We start from the raw sequence: 26053 nt of genomic DNA on the forward strand, positions 1-26053 counted from the left end.
GCCGATATCGGTGGCCGCGGTCTGCGTGCCCTGCGCCACGGTCTGGACGCTGCGCGCGATCTCCTGCGTCGCCGCGCCCTGCTGCTCGACGGCGCTGGCGATCGAGGTCGAGATCGACGAGATCTGGCCGATGGTCGCCCCGATCTCCTTGATCGCGGCAACCGATTCGGCGGTGGCACCCTGCATGCCCGCGATGTGCGAGGAAATCTCGTCCGTCGCCTTCGCGGTCTGGCTCGCCAGCGATTTCACTTCGCTCGCGACCACGGCGAAGCCGCGGCCGGCCTCACCGGCGCGCGCCGCCTCGATGGTGGCATTGAGCGCCAGAAGGTTGGTCTGCTCGGCGATTGCCGTGATCAGCTTGACGACCTCACCGATCTGCTGCGCCGCATGCGACAGCTTTCCGATGCGACCGTCGGTCTCCTTGGCCTGCACCACGGCAGCTTCCGCAATGCGGCTGGAATCGCGGACCTGGCGGCCGATCTCCTCGACCGAGGCCGACAGCTCTTCCGTCGCGGTGGCGACCGACTGCATGTTGGAGGAGGCCTGCTCGGAGACGTCCGCGACCTGGCTCGACAGGCTCTGGGTGGTCTCGGCGGTACGGGTCAGCGTTGACGCGGCCGATTCCAGCTGCACGGCCGAGGCCGACACGTTGGACACGATCGCGCCGACCGCGCTCTCGAAATCGTCCGCAAAGCGGATCAGCTCGGCACGGCGGCTTGCCGCCTGCTCGCGGTTCTGCACTTCGCTGGCCGCGGCATCGCGCTCGGCTTTGGCGACAGCCTGAACCTTGAACTCCTCGACCGCGCCGGCCATCTCGCCGATCTCGTCCTTGCGGCCGAGACCCGGCAGCACGACGTCGAAATTGCCCGAGGCCAGCTCACGCATCGCCTTGCACATCGCGATCATCGGACGCGAGATGCCGGTGCCGAGCAGGAAAGCGAGAACCGCGCCGAGCAGCGTGCCGCCGATGGCGAGGATCAGGACCAGATGCTCAGTCCGTCCGATGGTCGCTTCCGACTCCTGGTCCAGCCGTTGCTGTTCGGCGACGAGATCCGCCTTCATGGCGGTCGCGCCCTGCAGAATCGCACCGGCCGAGCCGCTCATCTCGGTGACGAGCTCGTCGACCAATTTGGCTTTCGCGATCAGCTTTTCCAGCGCATCGCGATAGGCGCCGAGCAGCGCCTTGGCCTCTTTCAGGCCGGCGACGATCTTGTCGTCCATGGAATAGACCGCGCCGAGCGAGTTCTCGACGAATTTCAGCCGCGCCATCGCACTTGCGCCAACGGCCTGGTCCGAGTTGAGGATGAAGTTGCTGGCGGCCCCGCTCGCGGTCTGAAATTGGGCGTTGACCTGCTTGGTGCCGAATTCGATGGCCTGCGCCTCGGAGTCGGAGGCGTTGTTACCGATGTCGTCGAGCTTGTATTTCAGCAAATTGGCGTTGCGCTGAAGCTGATTCTGGACAAGCAGCGCGCTGTCGCGCTTGGCCTGCAAGATCTTGGCGAAGGTCGCCGAGAAGTTGGAAAATTCCTTCGCCAGCTTGTTGAGGCTCTCCAGCCGGGCCGGCTTCTTGGCATTCTGGATCGCCTGATCGATCGCGCTCTTCAGGCTGGCCTCGGCGTCCAGCGCCGCCTTGGCGTCGTCTTCCTTGCCGGTCACCACGAAATAACGCGCGGCCGAGCGATAGCCGAGCAGCTCGCGATCGATATTGCGGGCGAGATCGGCCTCCGAGACGCTGCTACGGTAGGATCCTACGCCTTCCGACACACGCTCGAAGCCGAAATAGGCGAAGGCGAGGCTCACCGCCGAAATGGCGAGCACGACCGCAAAGCCCAGGATGATCTTGGCGCGGAACCTCAGGGTGGGAAACAGTGTGCGCTTAGACGACGACGCGGTACGCCTGGACATTCCCACCCCCAAAGATCAGTTCTTGCACGTGCAACGCCGCCCGGGAGCAGCCCCTCCCGGACCGGCGATGAAAATTAGGGCACAATCGTCAAGGGGCGGTAAATTCGTGACCGAGGGCCGCCTGGCGCGCGGAACGCACGTTCCGCGATTCTCGCCGCCATGTTGCGACCAGGCGAAAAAGGCCATACTCTCTGGGCACTTGTCAGGCACGGCATCAGACCGAGCGGGTCCTTGAGGGAGAAACGGAGTGGGGCAAACCGACTTTCGGTTTGGCGGTGCGTCTGGCGTTGCCGTCGCGAAGTCGAAGGCCGCGGGCGTCGAGCAAGCCGTTGCCGACCTCGCCGCTCAGCTCCCATCCGATGAGCTGGCGCTGCTCCTGCTCTTCGTCTCCCCGAGCTACGATCCGCACCAATTCATCGCGGAGATCAGCCGGCAATTTGACGGGATCCCGGTCTGCGGTTGCACCACCGCCGGCGAGCTGGCGCCCGACGGCTGGGACGAGAACAGCGTCGTCGCGCTCGCCTTCAGTCGCACCGACTTCGCGGCCGTGGTGCGGCCCATTCTCAATCTCGATGGTTTTCACGTCGAGGACGGCCGCAGGATCAGCGCCGAGGCCCGGCAGGAGCTGCTGCGGGCATCCCCCGATGTCGAGCGCGGAAATTCGTTCGGCCTGGTCCTGATCGACGGCCTGTGCGGCCGGGAAGAAGCGGTGATGTCCGCGATCTATGCCTCGCTGGACGACATTCCCATCGTCGGGGGATCTGCGGGCGACGGCATGCGCTTCGAGCGGACCTTTGTGTTTCTCGACGGCAAGGCGCACACCAACGCCGCCCTCCTGATCCTCTTGAGCACTTCGCTGCCGTTCCGGGTCTTCAAATGCGATAATTTCGAACCGCGACCCCAGAAGATGGTGGTCACCGAGGCGGACATCGAGAATCGAACCGTCAGGGAGCTGAACGCCGAGCCCGCGGCGCAGGAATATTCCCGCGTCGTCGGGATCATGGATGCCAAGCTCGACCCGTTCTCCTTCGCCTCGCATCCCGTCCTGGTCCGCGTCGGCGGCTCCTACTACGCCCGGTCGATCCAGCGCGTCGAACCCGACGGGTCGCTGCACTTCTTCTGCGCGATCGACGAAGGCATGGTGCTGACCGCCGCCACATCGCGCAGCCTTGTCGGCACGACGCGCGAGGCCTTTGCGGAAACGCGCGACCAGATCGGCGAGGTCTCGCTCTATATCGGCTTCGAATGCCTGCTGCGCCGGCTCGATGCCGAACAGCACCAGCTCGCCCGCGACATGTCCGAGCTCTACCGCCAGAATCGCGTCGTCGGTTTTCATACCTATGGCGAGCAGTTCGGATCGATGCACGTGAACCAGACGTTCACCGGCGTCGCCATCGGCAGGCGTCCCTCGTGACCGAGCTATTGCAGGAGCCAGACACGGTCGAGCAGCTGCAGCGGGAAACCGCGAAGCTGAGGAAGATCAACGCCGCGCTGATGTCCCGCGTCGAGCGCTCGATGGACCAGCAGCTCAACGCCTTCTCGCTGTTCGAGACGGCCATCGCGCTCGACCGCCAGGTCCGGGACCGGACCACCCAGTTGCGCGAGGCGCTGCATTCGATCGAACGCGCCAATGAGGGCCTGTATCGCGCCAAGCAGCAGGCCGAGGCCGCCAGCTCGCTCAAATCGTCCGTCCTGATCTCGGTCACCCACGATCTGCTGCAGCCGCTGAACGCGGCGCGGCTGACGCTCTCGGCGCTAGCCGAGATGATGGAGGCACAGCAGGCTGGCCTTCTGATCGACCAGGTCGACCGCTCGCTGGTGACGCTGGAAGATCTGTTGCGGTCGTTGCTGGAGATCGCCAAGCTCGACGCCGGCGCGCTCAGACCCGACGTGCGTCCGCTCGCGCTGGCGCCGCTGTTCGAGCAGCTTCGCAGCGAATTCGCGCCGCTCGCTGCGCGGCAGGGCCTGTCCTTGCGCATCCGCAACTCGCCGCTCGCGGTGTCGTCGGACGCGATGATGCTCCGGCGCATCCTGCAAAATCTGCTCGCCAATGCCATCCGCTACACGCGCAGCGGCGGCGTCGTAATGGGTTGCAGGCGGCGAGACGGCCGCATCTGCGTCCAGGTCTCCGACACCGGACCGGGAATTGCGCAGACGCAACAGGAGGCCATCTTTCGCGAATTCCAGCGCGGTGAAGCCAGTGCGACCGACCAGGCCGGGTTCGGGCTTGGTCTGTCCATCGTCCGCCGCTTCGCGACCGTGCTCGGACACGAGGTGCGGCTGTCGTCGCAGGTCGGCAAGGGCTCGACGTTCGTCCTCGAGCTCGAGCCGGCCGATCTCGCCGAGGTCAGCGACGAGGTGCACGAGACCAAGCTCAGTGAACGCCAATATGGCGGCCTCGAAGGCGCCAAGATCCTGCTGGTCGAGAACGATCCCTCCGGCTCCGAGGCCATGGCCGCCCTGCTGGAAGGGTGGGGCTGCGACGTCGCGACCACGCCATCGGCCGCGGACGCGCTGCTGCGCCTCAGCGAACTGGGCGGAGCTCCCGACGCGGTCATCGCCGACCTTCATCTCGATCACGGCGAAAGCGGATTGTCGGCGATCGCCGACATCCGCCAGCATCTGAAGCTCGACGTGCCCGCGATGATCATCACCGCCGACTATTCCGAGAAGGCCGCCAAGCAAGCGAGCCTCTCCGGCCTCGAAGTGTTGAAGAAGCCGGTCAAGCCCGCCGAGATGCGCGCCCTGCTGTCGTTCCTGCTGAGCTAGCTCCCTGCGCCGGGGCGGCCAAACCAAATATCGAAAAACAACCCCATGCACAGTAGCGGTACTAAATTACATCCCGCCAATGGAATGACTTACTTGCCGATCTAGCGGCCGTCGATCGGCGCGACAGGACCGGAGACATTCGCGTCACGGCTGATCCGGCTGGGCACGATCGTGCTTGGCCCGGCCCCCGTCGCTCGCCAGCGTCGCAAAATCGATTTTGGACATTTCGACGATCGCCTTGGTGCGGCTCACGACGTTCAGCTTGCGCAGGATGTCCGAGACATGGACCTTCACGGTGGTCTCGGAAATCTTCAGCTCATAGGCGATCTGCTTGTTCTGCAGGCCGCGCTTGAGCATTTCGAGGACCCGCAATTGCTGCGGTGTCAGATCATGCAGCCGCTTCAGCAGATCATGAGCGGGACTTGGGGCGCGCTGCGGCCGGAGGGCGCGATAGGCATCGGGAAGACAGACCAGCCCCTTCAGCGCCTCGCCGATCGACTGGGCGAGTTCCTGCTTGGACGAGGATTTGAAGATGTAACCGGCGACGCCGAGCGACAAGGCGCCGGAGATGATTCTGGGATCCTGATGTCCCGACACGACGACGACGGGGACCTTCGGGAAGGCCTTGCGGATGCGCACGATACCCGAGAGGCCGGTCGTGCCCGGCATCGACAGATCGAGCAGGAGGAGATCGAGCTCGGCGCCCGCGGACAGCTGCTCGAGCGCGCCGTCGACCGACATCGCCTGCAGGATCTCGGCCTCGGGCGCCACCATTTGCAGCGCGCCTTCGAGCGCCTCGCGGAACAGCGGATGGTCTTCGACAATCAGAAATCGCATCACGCGTCAGCCATTTCCAAATATCTACCGGATGTCGAACTCTTTAGAGAATGTATCAGCCGGCGCGCGCCGGCTTGATCGAAGTCAACAATGGCGGGGCGGATCATTGCGGCCTGCCGCGATCGGCCCGCGCATAGGGCCGGTTCCTGGGGTCGGGCAGCTCCATCTTGCCGATCTCGATGATCGCCTTGTTGCGGCTGAACAGTCCGAGCTTGCGCAGGATCTCGGTGATGTGCGCCTTGACCGTGGATTCGGCGAGCTGCAGCTCCTGCGCGATCTGCCGGTTCGGATAGCCGCGCCGAAGCAGGTCCAGGACCCGAATTTGCTGCGGCGTGAGCTCGCGCAGCTTGACCTCGAGTGCCTTGCTGGTCTCGGCTTTTCGCCGCTGCGGCGTCGCCACGAAATCCCGCGGAACCGAGACCGATCCGGCGAGCACGCCCTCGATCGACTGGGCCAGCTCGCGCTTCGATGTCGACTTCGGCAGATAGCCGGCCGCGCCGAGCGCCAGCGCTTCGCGGACCACGTGCTGGTCCTCCTCGCTCGAGACGATGGCGACCGGCAGGCGCGGGTGAGTTTCGCGCAAGCGGAGGAAACCGGAGAAGCCGGTCGCGTCCGGCAGCGACAGGTCGAGCAGCGCGAGGTCGATCCCCTGCTCGGCCGACAGGATGTCCAGCGCGTCCTCGATCGACATCGCCTCCAGGATGCGGGCCTCGGGCAAGGCCAGCCGCACGGCATTGCCCAGCGCTTCGCGAAACAGCGGATGATCGTCGATGATCAGGAAGCTGGCCATGGCGCCTTCCAAAGGATCCACCGCGCGAGCGGCAGCAGCGCAACCCTCCTGGACCGGTTCGGCGCCGGGAAGATGCAAGGTGATGCTACCACATCTTCCCGATCGCGTGCGGTCAAGGGCGTTCAGTCGTTCGATTCGACCTGAACCGTCATCAGGAAGGAATAGATGCTGTCGAACTGGGTGTCGGTGAAGACCTCCTTCCACGCCGGCATACCCTTGGCGGGGCGCCCGTCATGCACGGTCTTCCAGAAGGTGTCGCGCATGTCGTCCCCGTAGCGGTGACGCAACAGCCGCAGATCGATCTTCCGCTCGCTCTGAATGGCGTCGGGGCCGTGGCAATGCGCGCAGGTTCCGTTGAAGATCCCCTTGCCCGCACCGGCGATCTCCGCATTCGGCGCCGTCGCATCGCCCTTGGCCTCGGTCGCCACCACATTTGCGACCTGCGCCAAAGCGGGCCCCGGACCGGTCCCGGTCGTGGTCCCCGCCGGCACGGCCTCGGCCGTTCCGAAGCGGACCGGCTGTCCGGCCGGCAGGCCGTATTTCACGGCGAGATCGGCGATCGTCTTCTGAAGTGTCGGCAGGATCGCGTCGACGCGGTCGCGCAGCTCGGTCGATCCCTTCGCAAAACCGATCGCGGCATCCCAGGACAGGCCTTCGCCTTCGGTGAGCCGGATCTGATAGCGATCCCCGTAGGTCGTCATGTTCAGCCAGCCGGCGACCGGCCCCCAGATGAAGGCGACGTCCGCCCTGCCCTGGTCGAGCGCCTGCATGGCCTCCTCGGGCGACAGCACGGTCACCTTCTGGACGTCGTCACGTGTCGCAAGAAGGTTTTGCGGCGTGCTGGCGTACTGGACCGCGACACGCTTGCCCTTGAGGTCGTCCACGCCGCCGATCGCCTGGCCCTTCGCGGCGACCAGGGCATAGCCCTCCTTCGCGAAGCTATTGGAGAAGATGACGGCGGGCCCCATGAAATCCTCGGAGCGCGGCAGGCCGATCATGGCGTCGCATTGCTTGCCGAGCAACGTGACCCGCACGGTGCGCTTGCCGAAATAGGATTTGTACCAGTCGTAGGTGATGGGCTGGCCGAGCGCCAGCGCCAGCGCCTGGCCGATCTCGACATAGAAGCCGGGCTGCGACGGATTATCGCTCGAGAACGGCAGATTGGTCGGATCGGCGCACAGGCGAAACGGTTTTGTGTCGTCGGCATGTGCCAATGCGGTCGATGCGATCACCGCAGACGCGGCGAGCCATGCGAGCCGTCCCGCGATGGTGTGATGTCGGCTCTTGCCGTTAGCTGGATTGATCGGACGCATCCTCATCTCCGGCAGTTGGGAATTGATGGACCAGGCGTTGCGACACAGGATCTGACTGGTGCCGTCGCCGCGCGATGTCGAGAAAAGCACGCGCGTATCCCGTCTCCTTCGGGATACGCGCGCGAGTGGTCACTGGACGGAGAACACGAAGAGCGAACCGCCCTCGGGGGCTGCGGCCGTCATCTTCTTTCCAACCTCGCCCAGGAACGCGGGCAATGCTGCCGTGCGGCCGACGACGATGGCGACGTATTGCTTGCCGTCGACGCTGTAGGTCACCGGACCTGCGCCGATGCCGGAGCCGAGATTCTTGCTCCACAGCACCTTGCCGGACTTGGCATCGATGGCGCGGAAGTCGCCATGAATGTTGCCGGCGAACACGAGGCCGCCGCCGGTGGTCAGCGTGCCGCCGTTGAACGGCAGGTCTTCCTTGATCGACCAGACCTTCTTCTGGGCGATCGGATCCCAGGCCACGAGCTCGCCGAGGAAGCCGCCGGGACCTTCCTTGGTCGGGAATTCGGCGCCGAGATAGAACACGCCGCGCTTGTAGGCGACGTCGGAGACCGACCAGTCCATGCAGACATTGTTCGAGGGGATGTAGACGAGCCCGGTCTGCGGATTGAAGGACATCGGCTGCCAGTTCTTGCCGCCGATCAGGTTCGGGCAGATGTCCTTGGCGGGATGGTTCGGGCCGGGACGCTTGTCGGGATCCTCGACCGCGCGCATCGTGGCGACGTCCCACTTCTTGGCCCAGTTGGAGAAGACGTATTTCTCGGCCGAGAGCACCTTGCCGGTCTCACGGTTGGCGACGAAGAAGTAGCCGTTGCGATCCGCCTTCATCAGTGCCGGAACGGTGTTGCCGCCGATCTTCAGATCCGCGAGCACGGCCTCGTTGACGCCGTCATAGTCCCAGGCATCGGCCGGCGTGGTCTGGATGTGCCACTTGATCTTGCCCGTGTTGGGATCGAGCGCGAGCGTCGACGCCGTGTAGAGGTTGGTCAGCTTGCCGAAATTGCCGTCGCCGGTGGAGCGGACGCCGGTGTTCCACGGACCGGGATTGCTGGTGCCCCAATAGACGGTGTCGGTCTTGGGATCGTAGGAGCCGACCAGCCAGGCCGCACCGCCGCCGTGCTGGGCGGAATCGCCCTTCCAGGTGTCGCCGCCGGGCTCGTCCGGGCTGGGAACCGTGAAGGTCTGCCACAGCTGCTTGCCGGTGTTGATGTCGAAGGCCTGCAGCGAGCCGCGCACGCCATACTCGCCGCCGCCGAAGCCGGTGATGACCTTGTCGCGCACGACCAGCGGAGGCGAGGTGATGACCGAGCCCTGCTTGTAGTCGACGACCTTCGTGGTCCACAGCGACTTGCCGGTCGCGGCATCGAGCGCCGTCAGCTTGCCGTCGAGACGGCCGACGAAGATCTTTCCATCCGCATAGGAGACGCCGCGATTGTTCACGTCGCAGCAGGCATATTGCAGCACGTCCTCCGGAATTTCCGGCTCCCAGGTCCACTTGCGCGCGCCGGTCGCCGCATCGAGCGCGTAAACGTATTTCGGGCCCCACGAGCTCGACACGTACAGCGTGTTGCCGACGACGATCGGCGAGGATTCGTTGGAGCGCAGCGATGCCAGCGAGAACGAATAGGCCAGCGTCAGCTTGCCGGCGTTCTCCGTGTTGATCTGCTTGAGCGGGCTGTAGCGCGTATTGCCGTAGTCGTGGCCGGCAACGGCCCACTGGTTCTGGTCGGACTGCGCCTTGATCAGCGAGTCGTTGGCGCGAACGCCTGATGTCACGGCGGCGAGCATCGCAACCATCGAGATGCCAGCCAAGAATCCCTTCGTTCCAAAGGTCATGTATTCCCTCCACGATGTTGTTGTGCACGCCACGTTGGACGCCTGAGCGCATTGCGCTCGTGATGCGCAGTTCGTCTGCGAGCCATCGTTCGAAATTACAGCATCGACGTTTCGCGCTTAGTATAGGCGGAAGGTAGTAGTGCAAATCATTGGCGAGTTTCGTCGTCCATCTCGTTGTCCTGCCTCGCGTCTTGCCCTTGTTTTACAGCTCGAAACGCGTCATCGAATTCAGGCAGCATCGTGCCGCAATCGCGCGGGGGTCACGATGATGGCGCTACCACCGCCGCAAAGTTTTCGAAGACGTTCGCGGCAAGTTTGCGTGACGTCGAACCGATCAATCGCGCGCCGAGCTGTGCGAGCGTGCTGCCGATCTGCGCCTCGGCTTCGTCATGGAGGATGGTGACGTCCCGTGTTTCTTCCGCGAAGGCGACCTTCGCACCGCCCGTGGCAAAATCGGCGGCGCCCTCGCCAACGATGTGGTAGCCGCTCGGCGCATCGATATCGGTCAGCGTCACCTTGCCGCTGAACGTCGCCTTCACCGGGCCGGCATTCAGCAAAACAATTGCCGTCATCGCCGTGGGCGAGGCCATCTCGAGCGATTGGCAGCCGGGAATGCAGCACTTCAGAATCTCGGGATCGTTGAGCGCGGACTGAGGCGGCACCCGCCGTCGATCGATCGCCAAGGAAGCAGGAGGGGGAGCGCCGGCAACGGCTCCGGCCCGCCCGCAGCAAAATCAATGACTTAGCTCTCAATCACCTACTACCAAGATCGCGATTACAAAGCCGCGGGCGCGTGCTCCTATTCAGCCCAAGGAACAAGACATCCAAGGGGAGAATAACGTGCGGCAGGGCTGAACTCGCGCGCGAGCGGCGGCGATGCACGGCGTCGATGCTGCGACGTTGCCTGCAGGCGCGACACCGAACTTTCCAGACCTTCCCGTGCGGCTGCGCCCCATGTTGGCGACGGCCCGGAGCAGCTTGATCGAATCGCGCAACGCGCGACGGCCGCCACGATGACCTTTCCATGACGCGCGGTCACCAAAATGCCAGTTGCAAAGTTCCGTTGCGCTGTCTCTAATTAGAACCAATCAAAATCACTTTGGGAGGACGTCACGTGTCTACAGTCAAACTGACGGTGAACGGCAAGGCCGTTGCTGTCGACGTCGAGGACCGCACGCTGCTGGTCCAACTGCTGCGCGATCACCTCAACCTCACGGGGACCCATGTCGGCTGCGACACCAGCCAGTGTGGCGCCTGCGTGGTGCACATGGACGGCCGCGCCGTGAAATCCTGCACCATGCTGGCGGGCCAGGCCGACGGCGCCAGCATCACCACCATCGAAGGCATCGCCAAGGGCGACGAGCTGCACCCGATGCAGGCCGCCTTCCGCGACAATCATGGCCTGCAGTGCGGCTATTGCACGCCGGGCATGATCATGTCGGCGATCGACATCGTGCAGCGCCATGGTGGCCAGCTCGACGAGGCCACCGTCCGCAGCGAGCTGGAAGGCAATATCTGCCGCTGCACCGGCTACCACAACATCGTCAAGGCCGTGCTGGATGCAGCCGGTCGCATGAAGGTCTCGCAGGCGGCCGAGTAAAGCGGCACGCCTCGAAAAAAATCACTGCTGCCGCTCTCGAAGGAAAGCGCAGCCATAAAATTTCCGGTCGGGAGGACCAGACATGGGTGTTGAAGGTATCGGCGCGCGCGTCGTGCGCAAGGAAGACAAGCGTTTCATCACCGGCAAGGGCCGCTACGTCGACGACATCAAGCTGACGGGCATGACCCATGCCCATTTCATCCGCAGCCCGCACGCCCACGCCAAGGTGAAAAAGATCGATTCGTCCGCCGCGCTGAAGATGCCGGGCGTGGTCGCAGTGCTCACCGGACAGCAGATCGTCGACGACAAGGTCGGCAATCTCATCTGCGGCTGGGCCATCACCTCCAAGGACGGCAGCCCGATGAAGATGGGCGCCTGGCCGGCGATGGCGCCGGAGACGGTGCGCTTCGTCGGACAAGCCGTCGCGGTCGTGATCGCCGAGAGCAAGAATCAGGCGCGCGATGCCGCGGAAGCGGTCGTTGTCGATTACGAAGAGCTCCCTGCTGTCGCCGACGTCCAGGCCGCGATCAAGTCGGGCGCACCGCAGCTTCATCCCGAAGCGCCCGGCAACCAGGTCTATGACTGGGTGATCGGCGACGAGGGCGCCACCGACGCCGCCTTCGCCAAGGCCGCCAATGTGGTCAAGCTCGACGTCACCAACAACCGCCTCGCCCCCAACGCGATGGAGCCGCGGGCGGCGATCGCCGATTACGACGCCGCGGAGGAGCACTTCACGCTCTATACGACGTCGCAGAACCCGCACGTCGCCCGCCTCGTGCTGTCGGCGTTCTACAACATCGCACCCGAACACAAGCTGCGGGTGATCGCCCCCGACGTCGGCGGCGGCTTCGGCTCCAAGATCTTCATCTATCCCGAGGAGATGGTGGCGCTGTGGGCCTCCAAGAAGGTCGGCCGTCCCGTGAAATGGACCGGCGACCGCACCGAGGCTTTCCTCACCGACGCGCATGGCCGCGACCATGTGACCCATGCCGAGATGGCGTTCGACGCCAACAACAAGATCACCGGCTTCAAGGTGAAGACCTACGCCAATTTCGGCGCCTACATGTCGCTGTTCTCGTCGTCGGTGCCGACCTATCTCTACGCGACGCTGCTGTCGGGCCAGTACAACATCCCGGCGATCCATGCCGAGGTGATCGGGGTCTACACCAATACCACCCCGGTCGATGCCTATCGTGGCGCCGGCCGTCCCGAGGCGAGCTACCTGGTCGAACGTCTCATGGAGACGGCGGCTCGGCAGCTCAAGGTCGATCCGGCCGAGCTGCGGCGGACCAACTTCATCACCCAGTTCCCGCACCAGACGCCCGTGATCATGGCCTATGACACCGGCGACTTTAACGCCTCGCTCGATGCCGCGATGAAGGCGATCGACTACGCAGGATTTGCCGCGCGCAAGGCGCAAGCCAAGTCGCAAGGCAAGCTGCGCGGCATCGGCGTGTCCTGCTACATCGAGGCCTGCGGCATCGCGCCGTCGAAGGCGGTCGGCAGCCTGGGCGCTGGCGTCGGTCTGTGGGAATCGGCCGAGGTGCGCGTCAATCCGGTCGGCACCATCGAGATCCTCACGGGCTCGCACAGCCACGGCCAGGGTCACGAGACCACGTTCTGCCAGCTCGTCGCCGAGCGCCTCGGCGTTCCCATCAGCCAGGTCTCGATCGTCCATGGCGATACCGACAAGGTGCAGTTCGGCATGGGCACCTATGGCTCGCGCTCGGCGGCCGTCGGCCTCACCGCGATCCTGAAGGCGATGGAGAAGATGGAATCGAAGGCCAAGAAGATTGCAGCGCATGCGCTGGAAGCTTCCGAGGCCGACATCGTCATCGAGAACGGCGAGTTCAAGGTGACAGGCACCGACAAGGCGATTGCCCTGCCGATGGTCGCGCTCGCCGCCTACACCGCGCACAATCTGCCTGACGGGATGGAGCCGGGCCTGAAGGAAAGCGCCTTCTACGACCCGACCAACTTCACCTTCCCGGCCGGCACCTATATCTGCGAGCTCGAGGTCGATCCCGGCACCGGCAAGACCTCCTTCGTCAACTTCGTCGCCGCCGACGATTTCGGCCGGCTGATCAACCCGATGATCGTCGAGGGCCAGGTCCATGGCGGCCTCGTTCAAGGCATCGGGCAAGCGCTGCTCGAGCACGCGATCTACGATGCCAGCGGCCAGCCGGTCACGGCCTCGTTCATGGACTACGCCATGCCGCGCGCCGACGACGTGCCCTCCTTCAACCTCTCCCACACCACGACGCTGTGCCCGGGCAATCCCCTGGGCATCAAGGGTTGCGGTGAGGCCGGCGCGATCGGGGCGTCAGCGGCCGTGATCAACGCGATCACGGATGCCATCGGCAAGAACAATCTGGAAATGCCCGCGACCCCTGACCGGGTGTGGCGCACGATCCACGCGGCTTAAGAGGGAGCATCAAAGATGTACCAGACCACCTATCATCGCGCCTCCTCGGTCGACGAGGCCGTCAGCCTGTTCGGCAAGAGCAGCGAAGCGAAGTTCCTCGCCGGCGGCCAGACGCTGCTGCCTGTGATGAAGCAGCGCCTCGCCAGCCCCTCCGACGTCATCGACCTCGGCAAGATCAAGGAGCTGCAGGGCGTCGAATTGTCGGGCGACACTTTGACCATCAAGGCCGCCACGACCTATTACGACATCATGACGAATGCCGATGTGAAGAAGGCTATCCCTGCGATCGCCCATCTCACTTCGGTGCTGGGCGACCCCGCCGTGCGCTATCGCGGCACGATCGGCGGCTCGATCGCCAACAACGATCCGGCCGCGGACTTCCCCGCCGCGCTGCTCGCGCTCGGCGCCACCGTGAAGACCAACAAGCGGTCGATCGCGGCGGAGGATTTCTTCCAGGGCCTGTTCTCGACGGCGCTCGAAGACGGCGAGATCATCACGGCCGTGTCGTTCCCGGTGCCGGCGAAGGCGGGCTACGAGAAGATGCGGCATCCGGCGTCACGCTTCGCGCTGACGGGGGTGTTCGTCGCGCAGACCAAATCGGGCGAGGTTCGAGTGGCCGCCACAGGCGCCTCGCAGAGCGGCGTGATGCGCGTGCCAGCGATCGAAGCGGCGCTGAAATCGAACTGGTCACCGTCGGCGATCGATAGCGTCAGCATTTCGGCGAACGGATTGCTGGCCGACATCCACGGCACGGCGGAGTACCGCGCCAATCTCATCAAGGTGATGGCGCAGCGCGCGGTTTCTGCTGCGGGCTGATCCCGCAGCCAGCGTCTCGACACAAATTTTCCGCGGCGCGCACTTCGGTGCGCGCCGTTTTATTTTGGCCATGCGGCATGAAAACCGCTTGCCTCGCCGGCGCGAAGGCGAGAAAAGTTAATCGGCCGATTAACTCGCTCCACAGAAGAAATGTCGGAGACGATTGCCGGATCACCGGCATTCGCCCGCGCCCCGAGGAAACAACAACGTGCTCGACAAATCAGCCCCCACCTCGACCGTCCGCGCCTCCGGCCCGCTCTCGGGCTTCCGCATCGTCGAATTCGCCGGCATCGGGCCCGGCCCGTTTGCCTGCATGATGCTGGCGGACATGGGCGCCGACGTCGTCACGCTCGACCGGGTCGGCGCCAAGAAGAGCATGAAGTCGGTGGCGGGCCGCGGCCGCAAGGTGATCGAGCTCGATCTCAAGGACAAGGCGGCGATCGCGCAGGTGCTCGACCTGCTCGCGAGTGCCGATGCGCTGGTCGAAGGCTTTCGCCCCGGCGTGATGGAACGGCTCGGCCTCGGGCCTGATGTCGTGCTCGCGCGCAATCCCAAGCTGGTCTACGGCCGCATGACCGGCTGGGGCCAGGAAGGCCCGCTGGCGAATGCCGCCGGCCACGACATCAACTACATCTCCATCACCGGCGCGCTTGCCGCGATCGGCACGAAGGAAGCGCCGGTGCCGCCGCTCAACCTGGTCGGCGATTTCGGCGGCGGCGCGCTCTATCTCGTCGTCGGCGTGCTCGCCGCGCTGCTGGAGGCGCAAAAGTCCGGCAAGGGCCAGGTCGTCGACGCCGCGATGTGCGACGGCGCGGCCTCGCTGATGTCGTTCTTCTTCGACATGACGACGCTCGGCCGCTGGACCGAAGGCCGCAACCAGAATTTTCTGGACGGCGGCGCGCATTTCTACGGCGTCTATGAATGCGCCTGCGGCCATTTCGTCTCGATCGGCTCGATCGAGCCGCAGTTCTACGCCCTGCTGCGCGAGCACGCGGGCCTGACGGACGTCGATTTCGACGCGCAGATGGACCGCAAGGCCTGGCCGGCGCTGAAGGAGAAGCTCAAGGCGGTGTTCAAGAGCAAGACGCGCGAGGACTGGTGCAAGATCATGGAAGGCACCGACATCTGCTTCGCGCCGGTGCTGACCATGTCGGAGGCGACAAAGCATCCGCACATGGTCGCCCGCAACGTCTTCGTCGAGCGCCATGGCGTGAAGCAGCCGGCACCGGCGCCGCGGTTCTCGCGCACGCCGTCGGCAGTGCGCGAGCCGGAAGGCGCGGAGATCGGCGCGGTGACGAAGGCGTGGAAGGCCGGCGGCTAGCGGCGCTGGGTCATCGCTAGAGCCCGGCTGAAATCGAGGGAACTGCGTCATTCGCGCCGCGCGCGCGATCTGCGATGATCTCCGTCGATCCGGGAGAACTTGCCATGGCCCTCCAGCTTCGGCCGAACTGCGAATATTGCGACCGCGACCTGCCGCCAAACGCAACGGACGCGCGGATCTGCTCCTACGAATGCACCTTCTGTGCGGACTGCGTCGAGACCAAACTGTCCAACGTGTGCCCGAACTGCGGCGGCGGCTTTGCGCCACGCCCAATCCGGCCCATGCAGGAATGGCGACCGGGCGTCTGCACCAGCAAGCAGGCACCGTCCGACAAGCGCGTGCATTTGAAGTACAGCGTGGAGGATGTCGCCGCGCATTGCGCGCGGATACGGGACGTGCCGCCGGAGAAGCGATAGGTCTCGTAGGACGGGCAACTCACTCCGCTGCCAGAATCGTCCCCTCGACCTCACCGAAGCCGATGCGGTAGCCGTTGCCCTGGCACCAGCCGCGCATGACGAGGCTGTCGCCGTCTTCCAGGAACGAGCGCTTGGCGCCGCCGGGGAGCTCGACCGGCTCGGTGCCGTTCCAGCTGATCTCGAGCAGGCTGCCGCGCTGGTTCTTCTCCGGGCCGGAGATGGTGCCGCTGCCGAGGAGATCGCCGACATTCATGGCGCAGCCCGAGGAGGCGTGGTGCATCAGCTGCTGCACCGACGACCAGTACATGTATTTGAAATTGGTGCGGCTGATGCTGGCGGGCGCGTTGGCGCCGGAGGCGCGCAAGGCAACGTCGAGCTCGACATCGTAGTTCTGCGGTTTTGCCTGTTTGAGATAATCGAGCGGCACGGGATCCTGCGCCGGCCCCTTCAGCCGGAACGGCTCCAGCGCCTCGCGCGTCACCACCCACGGGCTGATCGAGGTCGCGAACGCCTTGGCCAGGAACGGGCCGAGCGGCACATATTCCCATTGCTGGATGTCGCGCGCGCTCCAGTCGTTGAGCAGCACGAAGCCGAAGATCATCTCCTCGGCCTGTTGCTCGCTGAGCATGCCGCCCATCGGCGAGGGCTGGCCGATCACGACGCCCATCTCCAGCTCGAAATCGAGCCGCTTGCACGGACCGAAGCTCGGCACCTCGACGTTCGGCGGCTTCAGCTGCCCGCGCGGGCGCTTCACCTTGGTGCCTGACACCACGACGGTGGAGGCGCGGCCGTTATAGGCGATCGGCATGTGCAGCCAGTTCGGCTGCAGCGCATTGTCCTTGCCGCGGAACATCACGCCGACATTGGTGGCGTGCTCCTTTGAGGAATAGAAGTCGGTGTAACCGGAGACGGCGAAGGGCATGTGGAGCTTGGCATCGCGCATCGGCACCAGAGCCTGCTTGCGCAGCTCCTCGTTGTCGCGCAGCTCCGGATGATCGTGACGCAGCAATTCGCTGATCCGCTCTCGGGTCTTGCCCCAGACTTGTGGTCCCAGCGCCATGAAGGGATTGAGCGAGCCTCCGGAGAACACGCCGAGCGGGCCGACGTCGAGCCGGGAATCCTGCTCGAGCTCCCAGAGATCGAGCACGTAGTTTCCGATCGCGACGCCGACGCGCGGCGTCGGATTGGCAGAGGTCGAGAACACGCCATAGGGCAGGTTCTGGATCGGGAAGTCGGAGGACGGATCGACCTCGATGAAGGAGCGGAGGCTGGGATCGTTGGGATGGGTTGTCACGTTTGGCCCGATTCTTGGTTCCTTCTCCCGTTGCGGGAGAAGGTGGCGCGAAGCGCCGGATGGGGGTTCTATCCGCGTATTCAAAAGTGGAAGGTTCACTCGCGGAGAGAAACCCCTCACCCGTCTCGCCGCCAGGCGGCGAGCCGCCCTCTCCCGCAAGGGGAGAGGGAAGAAAGCTACGGCTTGCTCGGATCGAACTTCTTCTCCAGGCCCTTCCAGCAATCCGCGTAGTCGTCCTGCAGCGTGGACGCATTCGCCGCATGCGCGGTGACGCGTTGCGGGTAGCGCGTCTCGAACATGAAGGCCATGGTTCCCGTCAGCTTCACCGGCTTCAATTCGCCGTTGCTGGCATGCTCGAAGGCGTCGCGATCGGGGCCGTGCGGCAGCATGCAATTGTGCAGGCTCATGCCGCCGGGAACGAAGCCCTGCGGCTTGGCATCATAGACGCCGTAGATCAGGCCCATGAACTCGCTCATGATGTTCATGTGATACCAGGGCGGACGGAAGGTGTTGTCGGCCACCATCCAGCGCTCGGGGAAGATGACGAAGTCGATATTCGCGGTGCCCGCGGTCTCCGACGGGGAGGTCAGCACCGTGAAGATCGAGGGATCGGGATGGTCGAAGCCGATCGCGCCGACCGGCGAGAAGGTGCGCAGATCGTATTTGTACGGCGCGTAATTGCCGTGCCAGGCGACGACGTCGATCGGCGAATGCGCGAGCTGCGTCTTGAACAGCGCGCCGCCCCATTTCACGTAGAGCTCGGTCGGCGTGTCCTTGTCCTCGTAATGCGCGACGGGCGTGAGGAAGTCGCGGGCATTGGCGAGGCAATTGGCGCCGATCGGCCCGCGCTCCGGCAGCGTAAAGGCGCCGCCGTAATTCTCGCAGAGATAGCCGCGCGCCGGCCCGCTCGGAATCTCGACGCGGAACTTGACGCCGCGCGGGATCACCACGATCTCGCCGGGCTCGGCGTCGATACGGCCGAACTCGGTGACGAGGCGAAGATTGCCCTGCTGCAGCACGAACATCAGCTCGCCGTCGGCATTGTAGAAGTGCTGGTCCACCATCGATTTGGTGATGAGGTAGACATGCGCGGCCATGCCGGCCTGCGTATTGACGTCGCCCGCCGTCGTCATGGTCTGCACGCCCTGGACGAAGGTCACCTCATCCTTCGGCAACGGCGTCGGATCCCAGCGCATCTGCGCGATCGGCAGATCGTATTCATGGCACGGCGCCGAGCGCCACAGGCCGGCATCGATCTTCTCGAAGCGGCCGGAATGCTTCACGGAGGGACGGATGCGGTAGAGCCAGGAGCGCTCATTGGTGCCGCGCGGCGCGGTGAAGGGCGAGCCGGAGAGCTGCTCGGCATAGAGCCCGTAGGCGCAGCGTTGCGGCGAGTTGCGCCCGATCGGCAGCGCGCCGGGCAGCGCCTCGGTCTCGAAGCTGTTGCCGAAGCCGGACATGTAGCCCGGCGTGACCTGGGCCGAGCTGCGGATGATCTGATCAGGCGAGGTGTTGATGTTCATGGCTATCCTCCTCCTTGCAGTGCGGCCCACATCTCCTGGTCGCGCTTGTCGGTCCAGATCACGGGATCGTCGATCCCCGACGCTTCGTCATAGGCGCGCGACACGTTGAACGGCAGGCAGTGCTCGTAGATGGCGAAGCTGTGGAATTTCGGATCCATCACCTCGCGCGTCGCCGCCATCGATTCCTTCAAGCTGCGGCCCTTGGCGACCGAGATTTCGGCGGCACCATAGAGCGAGGTGACGAAGTCGCGCGTCATCGCAATGGCCTCGCGCACCGTCGCGGTGCCCTTCAGCGCGTCGCCGCGGCCCGGCGCGATCGCCTTGGGATTGAAATTGCGGATCTCGTTCAGCGTCAGCGGCCATTCGCGCAAATGCGCATCGCCGCAATAGCAGGCCGAGTGATATTCGATGAGGTCGCCGGAGAACATCACCTCTGCATCCGGCACCCAGGCGACGATGTCGCCCGAGGTGTGGCCGGCCCCCAACTGCATCAGCCGCACCTCGCGCTTGCCGAGATAGATCGACATCTCGCCTTCGAAGGTCAGCGTCGGCCAGGTCAGGCCGGGGATGCTCTGCGCATCCTGGAACAGGCGCGGGAAGCGGCCATATTCGGAATCCCAATCCTGCTTGCCGCGCTCCTCGATCAGCCGACAGGTCTCCTGCGAGGCGACGATGCCTTGCGCGTGATAGGCGGAGGCCCCCAGCACGCGGACGGCGTGATAATGCGACAGCACGACATATTTGATCGGCTTGTCGGTGACGGTGCGGACACGCTCGATCACCTTGTTCGCCATCGCCGGCGTCGCCTGCGCGTCGAACACCAGGCAGCCGTCCTCGCCGACGATGACAGCCGTGTTCGGATCGCCCTCGGCGGTGAAAGCATAGAGATCGGTGCCGATCTCGGAGAAGGTGATCTTCTTTTCGGCGAGATCGCCGGTGGATGCGAAGTTCTTCGCCATCATCAGTCCTTTGAGCTTTGCTTTGAGTTCTTGGAGTTCTCAGCGTTATTGCTGCTGCTGTTGTTGCTGCTGGCCGTCGAGCATGCGGCGCTTGGCGAGCCCGATCGCTTCGCGCAGCACGTCGATGTCGCCGATATGATTGGCAAGGATCAGCACCAGCGCCGCATCGAAATCGGCGCTCTGCTCGTCGCTGAGGCCGCGATGCGCTTCGACGATGGCGCGGAAGGCATCGTCGGGGCGCGCGAAGTTGGAGCTGGTGGACAACGGCATGCGAAACCTCAATTCAGACCTTGGGCCTGCGACAACGCCGCCGCAATCGCCTCGCGTGTCGGATGACGGAAGCGCGCGGCGACATAGCCGTCGGGCCTGAGCAGATAGGCTGCGCCCGGCGCGGCGTCATAGCGCTTTGCAACAAGGCCCGAGGGATCGGCAAGCCCGCCTTCGCCGCCGATGCGAATGGTCTTGACGCCATCGGGCACATCAATCGCTCTGCCGTTGCTGAACGAGAGCAAGGTGAAATCCGTTCCGCCCTTGCGGAAGGCATCCGTGAGGTAGGTCTGCTCGGCAACCGGCGCGTCGAGCATGGAGCAGCCGGGAGGCGGCCCACCGCCCCACACATCGGCATCCGGCGACGACAATTGCGAGTCGTAGCTGCACGGCACCGACAGCCGTCCGCCATTGACCATGCGCTTGCCGAACTCGGTCTCCTTGGCGAGCGACAGCACCGCCTTGCGCAGCCGCGCTTCCTGATGCGAGTTCGGCGCCATGAAATCGGTCGAACGGGTGGATTCGCGGATGTTCTCGTCAGCCGCCATGCTGCGCTCGGCATGGTAGCTCTCGAGCAGGCGCGCGGGCGAAATGCCGCGCAGCACGCGGTCGAGCTTCCAGGAGAGATTTTCGGCGTCCTCGAGCCCGGAATTGGCGCCGCGGGCACCGAACGGCGAGACCTGATGCGCGGAATCTCCGGCGAAGAGCACGCGGCCATGGATGAAGCGATCCATCCGCCGGCACTGGAATTTATAGAGCGAGATCCATTCGAACTCGAACTTGTCGTGACCGAGCATGCGCGCGATCCGCGGCCGCACGTTCTCAGGCTTCTTCTCGACCACGGGATCAGCGTAACGATTGAGCTGGAGGTCAATGCGCCAGACATCGTCGGGCTGCCGGTGCAGCAGCGCGGAGCGGCCGGCATGGAACGGCGGATCGAACCAGAACCAGCGCTCGGTCGGGAATTCCGCGGTCATCTTGACGTCGGCGATCAGGAACTGGTCCTCGAACACCTGTCCGGAAAACTCGGCGCCGACCATCTGCCGCAGCGAGGACCGTGCGCCGTCGCAGGCGACGACATATTGCGCAAGCAGACGATAGGCGCCCTCCGGCGTTTCGATCGTCAGCGCCACCGAATCGTTGCGCTGCTCCAGCGCCGTCACCTTGTTGCGCCAGCGCAGATCGATCTCCGGAAGATCGCTGACGCGATCGACCAGATAGGCCTCGGCGTAATATTGCTGGAGGTTGATGAAGGCAGGCCGCTTGTGGCCGTCTTCGGGCAGCAGGTTGAACTGATAGAGCTGGGAGTCGCCATGAAAGATGCGGCCGACGCTCCACACCACGCCCTTGGCGACCATGCGGTCACCGACGCCGAGCCGGTCCCAATAATCCAGCGACCGCTTCGAGAAGCAGATCGCGCGGGAGCCCTCGCCGATGCGGTCGGCGTCATCCAGAAGGACGACGCGTTGGCCGCGCTGGGCGAGATCGATCGCCAGCGACAGCCCGACCGGGCCAGCGCCGACAATGACGACCGGATGCTCGGCGGTGCCTTGGCCGTCGCGGTCCTGGTCGGGATGGCGGCGATAGCCGAACTGGGCTTTGGCTTGATGCGGATTGGCCTGCGCCATACGCGAACCTCGGCTATGGTCAGGAGAGCAGCGATCTGCTAGATAGTCTCACGTGCAACTATTTTGGACCGGAGCCGGCCGGCCGTCAACTGGAATTCGGAGCGCTCTCCTTGGCGAGGACATCTGGCGATATTGCAGTGAAGGCGCGCGAGGCCGATGAGGCCTCAGGGCGGCGAAAGGCCCGGCTCGATCTGTTCAAGTTCGTGCCGTTTCGCCTCAACCGGCTCGCAGCCGAAGTCAGTTCCGCGCTCTCGGTCGAATATCAGGAACGGCATGGCCTCGACATCCCGGCCTGGCGTGTGATCGCCACACTCGGGTTCCGCAACGATGCCTGCAGCGCGCAGTACATCGCGCAATGCACCCGCACGCATAAATCCACCATCAGCCGCGCGGTGACCACGCTGCTCAATGAGGATCTGATCGAGCGGGTCGAGAACGAAGCCGACCGCCGCGAATTCCGCCTGCAACTGACGACGAAGGGCCGCGCGCTCTACGAGAAGCTGTTCCCGCAATTGCTGCGGCGTGAGGACGAGATCCTCGCCTGCCTCTCGGCGCAGGAGCGCAGACAGCTGTCGATGCTGCTCGGCAAGATCGAGCAGAGCCTCGATTTGATCCAGACCAGCGAAGAGGCGGATGCGAAGCAGGCGTATTAGCTTCTTTCGTCATTCCGGGTTCGCGCTACGCGCGCCCCGGAATGACAATTCCTATGTCGCAAACGACCGCGACGGCGGCAGGTGCAGCGCCCAGGCATCGACCTTGTCGCTGGCCCGCGGATAGATCTCGGTCACGATCGGGTCGTGGCCGGGAATGAATCGATCCGGATGGCCGGCGAGGCGCTCGATCGTCTCCCAACCCACCGCCATGTCGCCGACATTGTAGACGATCGGGAATGGGCTCCGGCGCTGCAGATTGGCGTAGTAATGCGCGGCATCGGACGCCAGCACCACCGGTCCGCGCGCGGTTTCGACCTTGACCACCTGCAGGCCGTCGGAATGGCCGCCGACACGGTGCACGGTGACGCCGGGCGCGACCTCGCCGTCGCCCGAATAGAAAGTGACGCGCTCGCCATAGACATGGCGCACCATCTGCGTGACGTGCTCGACCGAGAAGGGATGTCGCAGCAGGCCGTTGCACATGCAGCGTCCCGTCGCATAGGCCATCTCGCGCTCCTGCAGATGGAAGCGCGCATTCGCAAAGCGATCGAGATTGCCGGCATGGTCGTAATGCAGATGCGTCACGATGACGTCGCGGATGTTTGACGCCGCGACGCCAAAGCGCTCCAGCGCATCGACCGGATTGAGCGTCAGCTTGCGCGCCCGCGCGCTCGCCTCCTCGGCATTGAAGCCGGTGTCGACCAGGATGTCGCGGCCGCCCCCGCGGATCAGCCAGACGAAATAGTCGAGGTCCTGCGCCGCGCTGTCATGCGGATCGGGCGCCAGGAAGTTCATGCTGGGGGTGCGCGGCGACATGGTCGCATAACGCAGGGCGTAGATCTCGTAGGCGTTTCCCATGGTTCTTGCTTTGCTTTTCTGAGGGCGTCTTTACGGGACGATGCTGCGCAGCAAGCCATTGTCCGCAGCAAAGGTCAAACCTTGCGCGGCGCACCGGCAGGCGCCCCTTCAATGTGAGACCCCTCACATTTTCATCGCCCTGGTTGTCCTAACGTGCTGCCAACAGGATCGAGCCGGATCGCGTCGAGTACAGCCCATGACAAACCCTTTTATTCCCTTGCGGCGCACCCTTGCGTTGCGGTCAATCGTCGCGATAACGCCGTATCTCCAAGCGGTTGACGCCCCCCGTCCCTAGTTTGATAATGCCTGAAGCGTAAGTTAAGGTCGCCGCGGCGCAAGCTGGAACGGCGCCTTTTTGGCTGGACCGCGCTGATTATGAAAATTCGCTTCTTTTTTCTTCTGCCCTTGCTCGTCTCGCTCGTCCCGACTGCCCCCTCGCTCGCGGCCGGTGACCGTTTTGCGCTGGTCATCGGCAATGCCAAATATCCGGACGCGGATGCCCCGCTGAAGGAACCGATCAACGATGCGCGCGACGTCGCCGACGAGCTCAAGCGCGACGGCTTTGCGGTCGAGATTGGCGAGAATCTGACCGGCGACGGCATGCGCCGCGCCTTCGACAAGCTCTACGCCAAGGTCAAGCCGGGTTCGGTGGCGCTGGTGTTCTTCAGCGGCTTCGGCATCCAGTCGGCACGCCAGAGCTACATGCTGCCGATCGACGCGCAGATCTGGACCGAATCCGACGTGCGCCGCGACGGGTTCAGCCTCGAGACGGTCCTCGGCGAGCTCAACACCCGCGGCGCCGGCGTCAAGATCGCGCTGATCGACGCCTCCAGGCGCAATCCGTTCGAGCGCCGGTTCCGCAGCTTCTCGGCCGGCCTGACCCCGGTCATCGCGCCGAACGGCACGCTGGTGATGTATTCGGCGGCGCTGGCCTCGGTGGTCTCGGACGCCGGCGGCGATCACAGCCTGTTCGTCCAGGAGCTGCTGAAGGAAATCCGCGTTCCCGACCTGATGGCCGAGGAGACACTGAACCGCACCAAGATGGGCGTCACCAGGGCGTCGCGCGGGGAGCAGGTGCCGTGGATATCCTCTTCATTGGCCGAGGATTTCTCGTTCAGTCCGGGAGCCGGCGGATCGCGTCCGGCACCGAGCGCGTCGCCCGCGCCCCCCGCTCCGCCGCCGGTCGTCGCCAACAACCCGCCACCGGCACCGCCCGCCCCGCCGACACCGCCTCCGCCGCCGAAGCCGGCCGACACCGCCGCGGCCCCCGCACCTCCAGCTCCGCCGGCCCCCACGCCGAAGCCGCAGGTCGAGGCTGCATTGCCCCCGCCGCCACCGCCCCCGCCGGTCAAACCGATCGATACCGCTCCGGCACCGAGCACGGACAGCGGGCCGAGTGCCGCGGCCCTGGCCGACGATCCCACGATCAAGAGCCTGACCACCAAGATTGCGGCCAATCCGGATGACGTGAACGCGCTGTACCGGCGCGGCCAGGTCTATGCCAGCAAGGGCGCCTACAATCTCGCCATCAAGGATTTCGACGACACGCTCCGGATCAATTCGAAGGATGTCGAGGCGCTGAACAACCGTTGCTGGACCCGCACCGTCGTCGGCGATCTCCAGGGCGCGCTGAAGGATTGCAACGAGGCACTGCGGCTGCGGCCGAACTTCGTCGACGCGCTGGACAGCCGCGGGCTCGTCAATCTCAAGTCGGGCGCGGTCAAGAACGCCATCGCCGATTTCGACGCGGCCCTGAAGATCAATCCGCGCCTGACCTCCTCGCTCTACGGACGCGGCCTCGCCAAGCAGCGCAACGGCTCCGCCCAGGAAGGGGCGCTCGATATCGCCAATGCCAAGGCGATGGATCCGAACATCGTTCAGGAATTCGCAAGCTACGGAGTGCGCTAGTATTTTTTTGAATTGAGGCAGGCCTCGCCTCGAACCCTTGGTGGCCCAGGGAAGACTAACCAACGGATGCCGCAGGCGGCCTTCTCAGGAGGGCTCATTGCTGAAATTTTCGAACCGCGCGAACTGGCCGCGCAGGAGGGACTGGTTATGAAATCGGTTGCAGAGGGACTTACCGCGATCCTGTCCGTCATCACTCTTGCTGTAACTCTTGGCGCCGCCCTGTCGCTGCAGGCCTCGTCCGCCTATGCGGGCGAGGAAAGCAACAGCAAGAACGTCACCGAAGACGACATCGTCCGCGCACTGGCGCCGGCGCAGAAGAAGCCCCTGACCCGCGGCCTCTCGATCGCCCCGCAGGCCGACCCGGCACCGAACGCGGCGGAGACCAAGCTGATCCAGTCCGTGCGCGGCCGCTCGACGCGTTCGCTGTCGTCGACCGAGCGCGAGGAGATCGCCTCGGTCGCCAAGGACAAGCCGAACATCGATCTCGAAATCACCTTCGACTACAACTCGGCCAATATCAGCGCCAAGTCGATGCCCTCAGTGCAGGCGCTCGGCCGCGCGCTGACCAGCCCCGACCTCAAGGGCTCGACCTTCGTGGTTGCCGGCCACACCGACGCCGCCGGCGGCGAAGCCTACAACCAGGACCTGTCGGAACGTCGCGCGGATGCGATCAAGCGCTACCTCGTCGACAAGTACAGCATCTCCGCGACCGACCTCGTCACCGTCGGCTACGGCAAGAGCAAGCTGAAGGACCCGAGCCAGCCGATGGCGGAGGCCAACCGCCGCGTGCAGGTCGTCAATATGGAAAACAAGACCACCGCATCGAAGTGAGCACGACGTAATCCTTTTGCAGTGACAAGTCGTGATGTGGTGTAACGTCTCGCTCCCAACGCGCGTCCCGCAGCCTTGCGGGACGCCGCTTCGTT

Annotated in this window: 22 protein-coding genes; 10 read left to right on the top strand and 12 right to left on the bottom strand. The window is 64.7% G+C overall.

Going from position 1 to position 26053, the window contains the following annotated elements; all coding sequences use genetic code 11:
• Positions 1–1905, bottom strand: a 1905-nt coding sequence (locus RPS27_RS19695; RefSeq protein WP_313754198.1) for a methyl-accepting chemotaxis protein, incomplete at its 3' end; no start/stop codon positions are given.
• A gap of 247 nt (positions 1906–2152) precedes the next feature.
• On the opposite strand from RPS27_RS19695, the gene RPS27_RS19700 reads away from it, so the two are divergent.
• The gene (locus RPS27_RS19700) at positions 2153–3319 is read left to right on the top strand and encodes an FIST N-terminal domain-containing protein (RefSeq protein WP_212069055.1); all 1167 of its coding nucleotides are present in this window, start codon (positions 2153–2155) and stop codon (positions 3317–3319) included.
• Complete coding sequence (locus RPS27_RS19705) at positions 3316–4674, top strand: hybrid sensor histidine kinase/response regulator (RefSeq protein WP_212069056.1); 1359 nt, start codon at positions 3316–3318, stop codon at positions 4672–4674. The genes RPS27_RS19700 and RPS27_RS19705 overlap by 4 nt, the downstream gene beginning before the upstream one ends.
• A gap of 144 nt (positions 4675–4818) precedes the next feature.
• Here RPS27_RS19705 and RPS27_RS19710 read toward each other — a convergent pair whose 3' ends face one another.
• The 5 genes from RPS27_RS19710 to RPS27_RS19730 all read right to left on the bottom strand — a co-directional run bounded on the left by RPS27_RS19710 (position 4819) and on the right by RPS27_RS19730 (position 10121).
• A complete protein-coding gene (locus RPS27_RS19710; RefSeq protein WP_212069057.1) occupies positions 4819–5511 on the bottom strand; it encodes a response regulator transcription factor in 693 nt (230 codons plus the stop codon).
• A 103-nt stretch (positions 5512–5614) separates the two neighbouring features.
• Positions 5615–6301 (bottom strand): response regulator, encoded by a 687-nt coding sequence (locus RPS27_RS19715; RefSeq protein ID WP_212069058.1) that lies wholly within the window; start codon positions 6299–6301, stop codon positions 5615–5617.
• Positions 6302–6423: 122 nt separating this feature from the next.
• Positions 6424–7614, bottom strand: a complete 1191-nt coding sequence (locus RPS27_RS19720) for a c-type cytochrome (protein WP_313754199.1) — start codon at positions 7612–7614, stop codon at positions 6424–6426.
• A gap of 129 nt (positions 7615–7743) precedes the next feature.
• Positions 7744–9459, bottom strand: coding sequence for a PQQ-dependent methanol/ethanol family dehydrogenase (locus RPS27_RS19725; protein ID WP_249132445.1), 1716 nt, complete (start codon positions 9457–9459; stop codon positions 7744–7746).
• A 260-nt stretch (positions 9460–9719) separates the two neighbouring features.
• Positions 9720–10121 carry a carbon monoxide dehydrogenase subunit G gene (locus tag RPS27_RS19730; RefSeq protein ID WP_313754200.1) on the bottom strand — a complete coding sequence of 134 codons (402 nt, stop codon included), beginning with the start codon at positions 10119–10121 and terminating at the stop codon, positions 9720–9722.
• A 452-nt stretch (positions 10122–10573) separates the two neighbouring features.
• Between RPS27_RS19730 and RPS27_RS19735 the strand changes: the two genes are divergently transcribed.
• From RPS27_RS19735 to RPS27_RS19755, 5 genes are all read left to right on the top strand, one after another.
• Positions 10574–11059, top strand: a complete 486-nt coding sequence (locus RPS27_RS19735; protein WP_212069060.1) for a (2Fe-2S)-binding protein — start codon at positions 10574–10576, stop codon at positions 11057–11059.
• Positions 11060–11141: 82 nt separating this feature from the next.
• Positions 11142–13484, top strand: a complete 2343-nt coding sequence (locus RPS27_RS19740; protein WP_211420106.1) for a xanthine dehydrogenase family protein molybdopterin-binding subunit — start codon at positions 11142–11144, stop codon at positions 13482–13484.
• Positions 13485–13499: 15 nt separating this feature from the next.
• Positions 13500–14300, top strand: coding sequence for an FAD binding domain-containing protein (locus RPS27_RS19745; RefSeq protein ID WP_194405537.1), 801 nt, complete (start codon positions 13500–13502; stop codon positions 14298–14300).
• A gap of 208 nt (positions 14301–14508) precedes the next feature.
• Positions 14509–15621 carry a CaiB/BaiF CoA-transferase family protein gene (locus RPS27_RS19750; protein WP_212069061.1) on the top strand — a complete coding sequence of 371 codons (1113 nt, stop codon included), beginning with the start codon at positions 14509–14511 and terminating at the stop codon, positions 15619–15621.
• 104 nt (positions 15622–15725) lie between these two features.
• Positions 15726–16037, top strand: a complete 312-nt coding sequence (locus RPS27_RS19755) for a DUF1272 domain-containing protein (protein WP_194405535.1) — start codon at positions 15726–15728, stop codon at positions 16035–16037.
• Positions 16038–16056: 19 nt separating this feature from the next.
• Here RPS27_RS19755 and fahA read toward each other — a convergent pair whose 3' ends face one another.
• The 5 genes from fahA to RPS27_RS19780 form a co-directional block, all read right to left on the bottom strand.
• Entirely contained in the window at positions 16057–17331 is a 1275-nt protein-coding gene (gene fahA / locus RPS27_RS19760; protein WP_212069062.1) for a fumarylacetoacetase, read from the bottom strand.
• A gap of 176 nt (positions 17332–17507) precedes the next feature.
• Complete coding sequence (hmgA, locus tag RPS27_RS19765) at positions 17508–18854, bottom strand: homogentisate 1,2-dioxygenase (protein WP_194405533.1); 1347 nt, start codon at positions 18852–18854, stop codon at positions 17508–17510.
• A 2-nt stretch (positions 18855–18856) separates the two neighbouring features.
• Positions 18857–19813, bottom strand: coding sequence for an MBL fold metallo-hydrolase (locus RPS27_RS19770; RefSeq protein WP_211420118.1), 957 nt, complete (start codon positions 19811–19813; stop codon positions 18857–18859).
• 45 nt (positions 19814–19858) lie between these two features.
• Positions 19859–20083 carry a DUF2783 domain-containing protein gene (locus tag RPS27_RS19775; RefSeq protein ID WP_211420101.1) on the bottom strand — a complete coding sequence of 75 codons (225 nt, stop codon included), beginning with the start codon at positions 20081–20083 and terminating at the stop codon, positions 19859–19861.
• 8 nt (positions 20084–20091) lie between these two features.
• The gene (locus RPS27_RS19780; RefSeq protein WP_212069063.1) at positions 20092–21708 is read right to left on the bottom strand and encodes an FAD-dependent oxidoreductase; all 1617 of its coding nucleotides are present in this window, start codon (positions 21706–21708) and stop codon (positions 20092–20094) included.
• A gap of 110 nt (positions 21709–21818) precedes the next feature.
• Between RPS27_RS19780 and RPS27_RS19785 the strand changes: the two genes are divergently transcribed.
• Positions 21819–22361: a MarR family winged helix-turn-helix transcriptional regulator gene (locus RPS27_RS19785; RefSeq protein WP_212069064.1), complete on the top strand. Its 543-nt coding sequence runs from the start codon at positions 21819–21821 to the stop codon at positions 22359–22361.
• Between the two features lie 51 nt (positions 22362–22412).
• On the opposite strand, the gene RPS27_RS19790 is transcribed toward RPS27_RS19785, so the two are convergent.
• Positions 22413–23219, bottom strand: a complete 807-nt coding sequence (locus tag RPS27_RS19790) for an N-acyl homoserine lactonase family protein (RefSeq protein ID WP_212069065.1) — start codon at positions 23217–23219, stop codon at positions 22413–22415.
• Between the two features lie 375 nt (positions 23220–23594).
• On the opposite strand from RPS27_RS19790, the gene RPS27_RS19795 reads away from it, so the two are divergent.
• A complete protein-coding gene (locus tag RPS27_RS19795) occupies positions 23595–25127 on the top strand; it encodes a caspase family protein (protein ID WP_212069066.1) in 1533 nt (510 codons plus the stop codon).
• A 147-nt stretch (positions 25128–25274) separates the two neighbouring features.
• Positions 25275–25958, top strand: coding sequence for an OmpA family protein (locus RPS27_RS19800; RefSeq protein ID WP_212069067.1), 684 nt, complete (start codon positions 25275–25277; stop codon positions 25956–25958).
• Positions 25959–26053: the final 95 nt, after the last annotated feature.

Source organism: Bradyrhizobium sp. WYCCWR 12699 (assembly GCF_032144035.1).
Taxonomy (GTDB): domain Bacteria; phylum Pseudomonadota; class Alphaproteobacteria; order Rhizobiales; family Xanthobacteraceae; genus Bradyrhizobium.

Coding starts and splice junctions, on each gene's coding strand:
- RPS27_RS19710 (WP_212069057.1), bottom strand. CDS start 5,511: ATGCGATTTCTGATTGTCGAAGACCATCCGCTGTTCCGCGAGGCGCTC.
- RPS27_RS19715 (WP_212069058.1), bottom strand. CDS start 6,301: ATGGCCAGCTTCCTGATCATCGACGATCATCCGCTGTTTCGCGAAGCG.
- RPS27_RS19720 (WP_313754199.1), bottom strand. CDS start 7,614: ATGCGTCCGATCAATCCAGCTAACGGCAAGAGCCGACATCACACCATC.
- RPS27_RS19725 (WP_249132445.1), bottom strand. CDS start 9,459: ATGACCTTTGGAACGAAGGGATTCTTGGCTGGCATCTCGATGGTTGCG.
- RPS27_RS19740 (WP_211420106.1), top strand. CDS start 11,142: ATGGGTGTTGAAGGTATCGGCGCGCGCGTCGTGCGCAAGGAAGACAAG.
- RPS27_RS19745 (WP_194405537.1), top strand. CDS start 13,500: ATGTACCAGACCACCTATCATCGCGCCTCCTCGGTCGACGAGGCCGTC.
- RPS27_RS19755 (WP_194405535.1), top strand. CDS start 15,726: ATGGCCCTCCAGCTTCGGCCGAACTGCGAATATTGCGACCGCGACCTG.
- hmgA (WP_194405533.1), bottom strand. CDS start 18,854: ATGAACATCAACACCTCGCCTGATCAGATCATCCGCAGCTCGGCCCAG.
- RPS27_RS19770 (WP_211420118.1), bottom strand. CDS start 19,813: ATGGCGAAGAACTTCGCATCCACCGGCGATCTCGCCGAAAAGAAGATC.
- RPS27_RS19775 (WP_211420101.1), bottom strand. CDS start 20,083: ATGCCGTTGTCCACCAGCTCCAACTTCGCGCGCCCCGACGATGCCTTC.
- RPS27_RS19780 (WP_212069063.1), bottom strand. CDS start 21,708: ATGGCGCAGGCCAATCCGCATCAAGCCAAAGCCCAGTTCGGCTATCGC.
- RPS27_RS19790 (WP_212069065.1), bottom strand. CDS start 23,219: ATGGGAAACGCCTACGAGATCTACGCCCTGCGTTATGCGACCATGTCG.
- RPS27_RS19795 (WP_212069066.1), top strand. CDS start 23,595: ATGAAAATTCGCTTCTTTTTTCTTCTGCCCTTGCTCGTCTCGCTCGTC.
- RPS27_RS19800 (WP_212069067.1), top strand. CDS start 25,275: ATGAAATCGGTTGCAGAGGGACTTACCGCGATCCTGTCCGTCATCACT.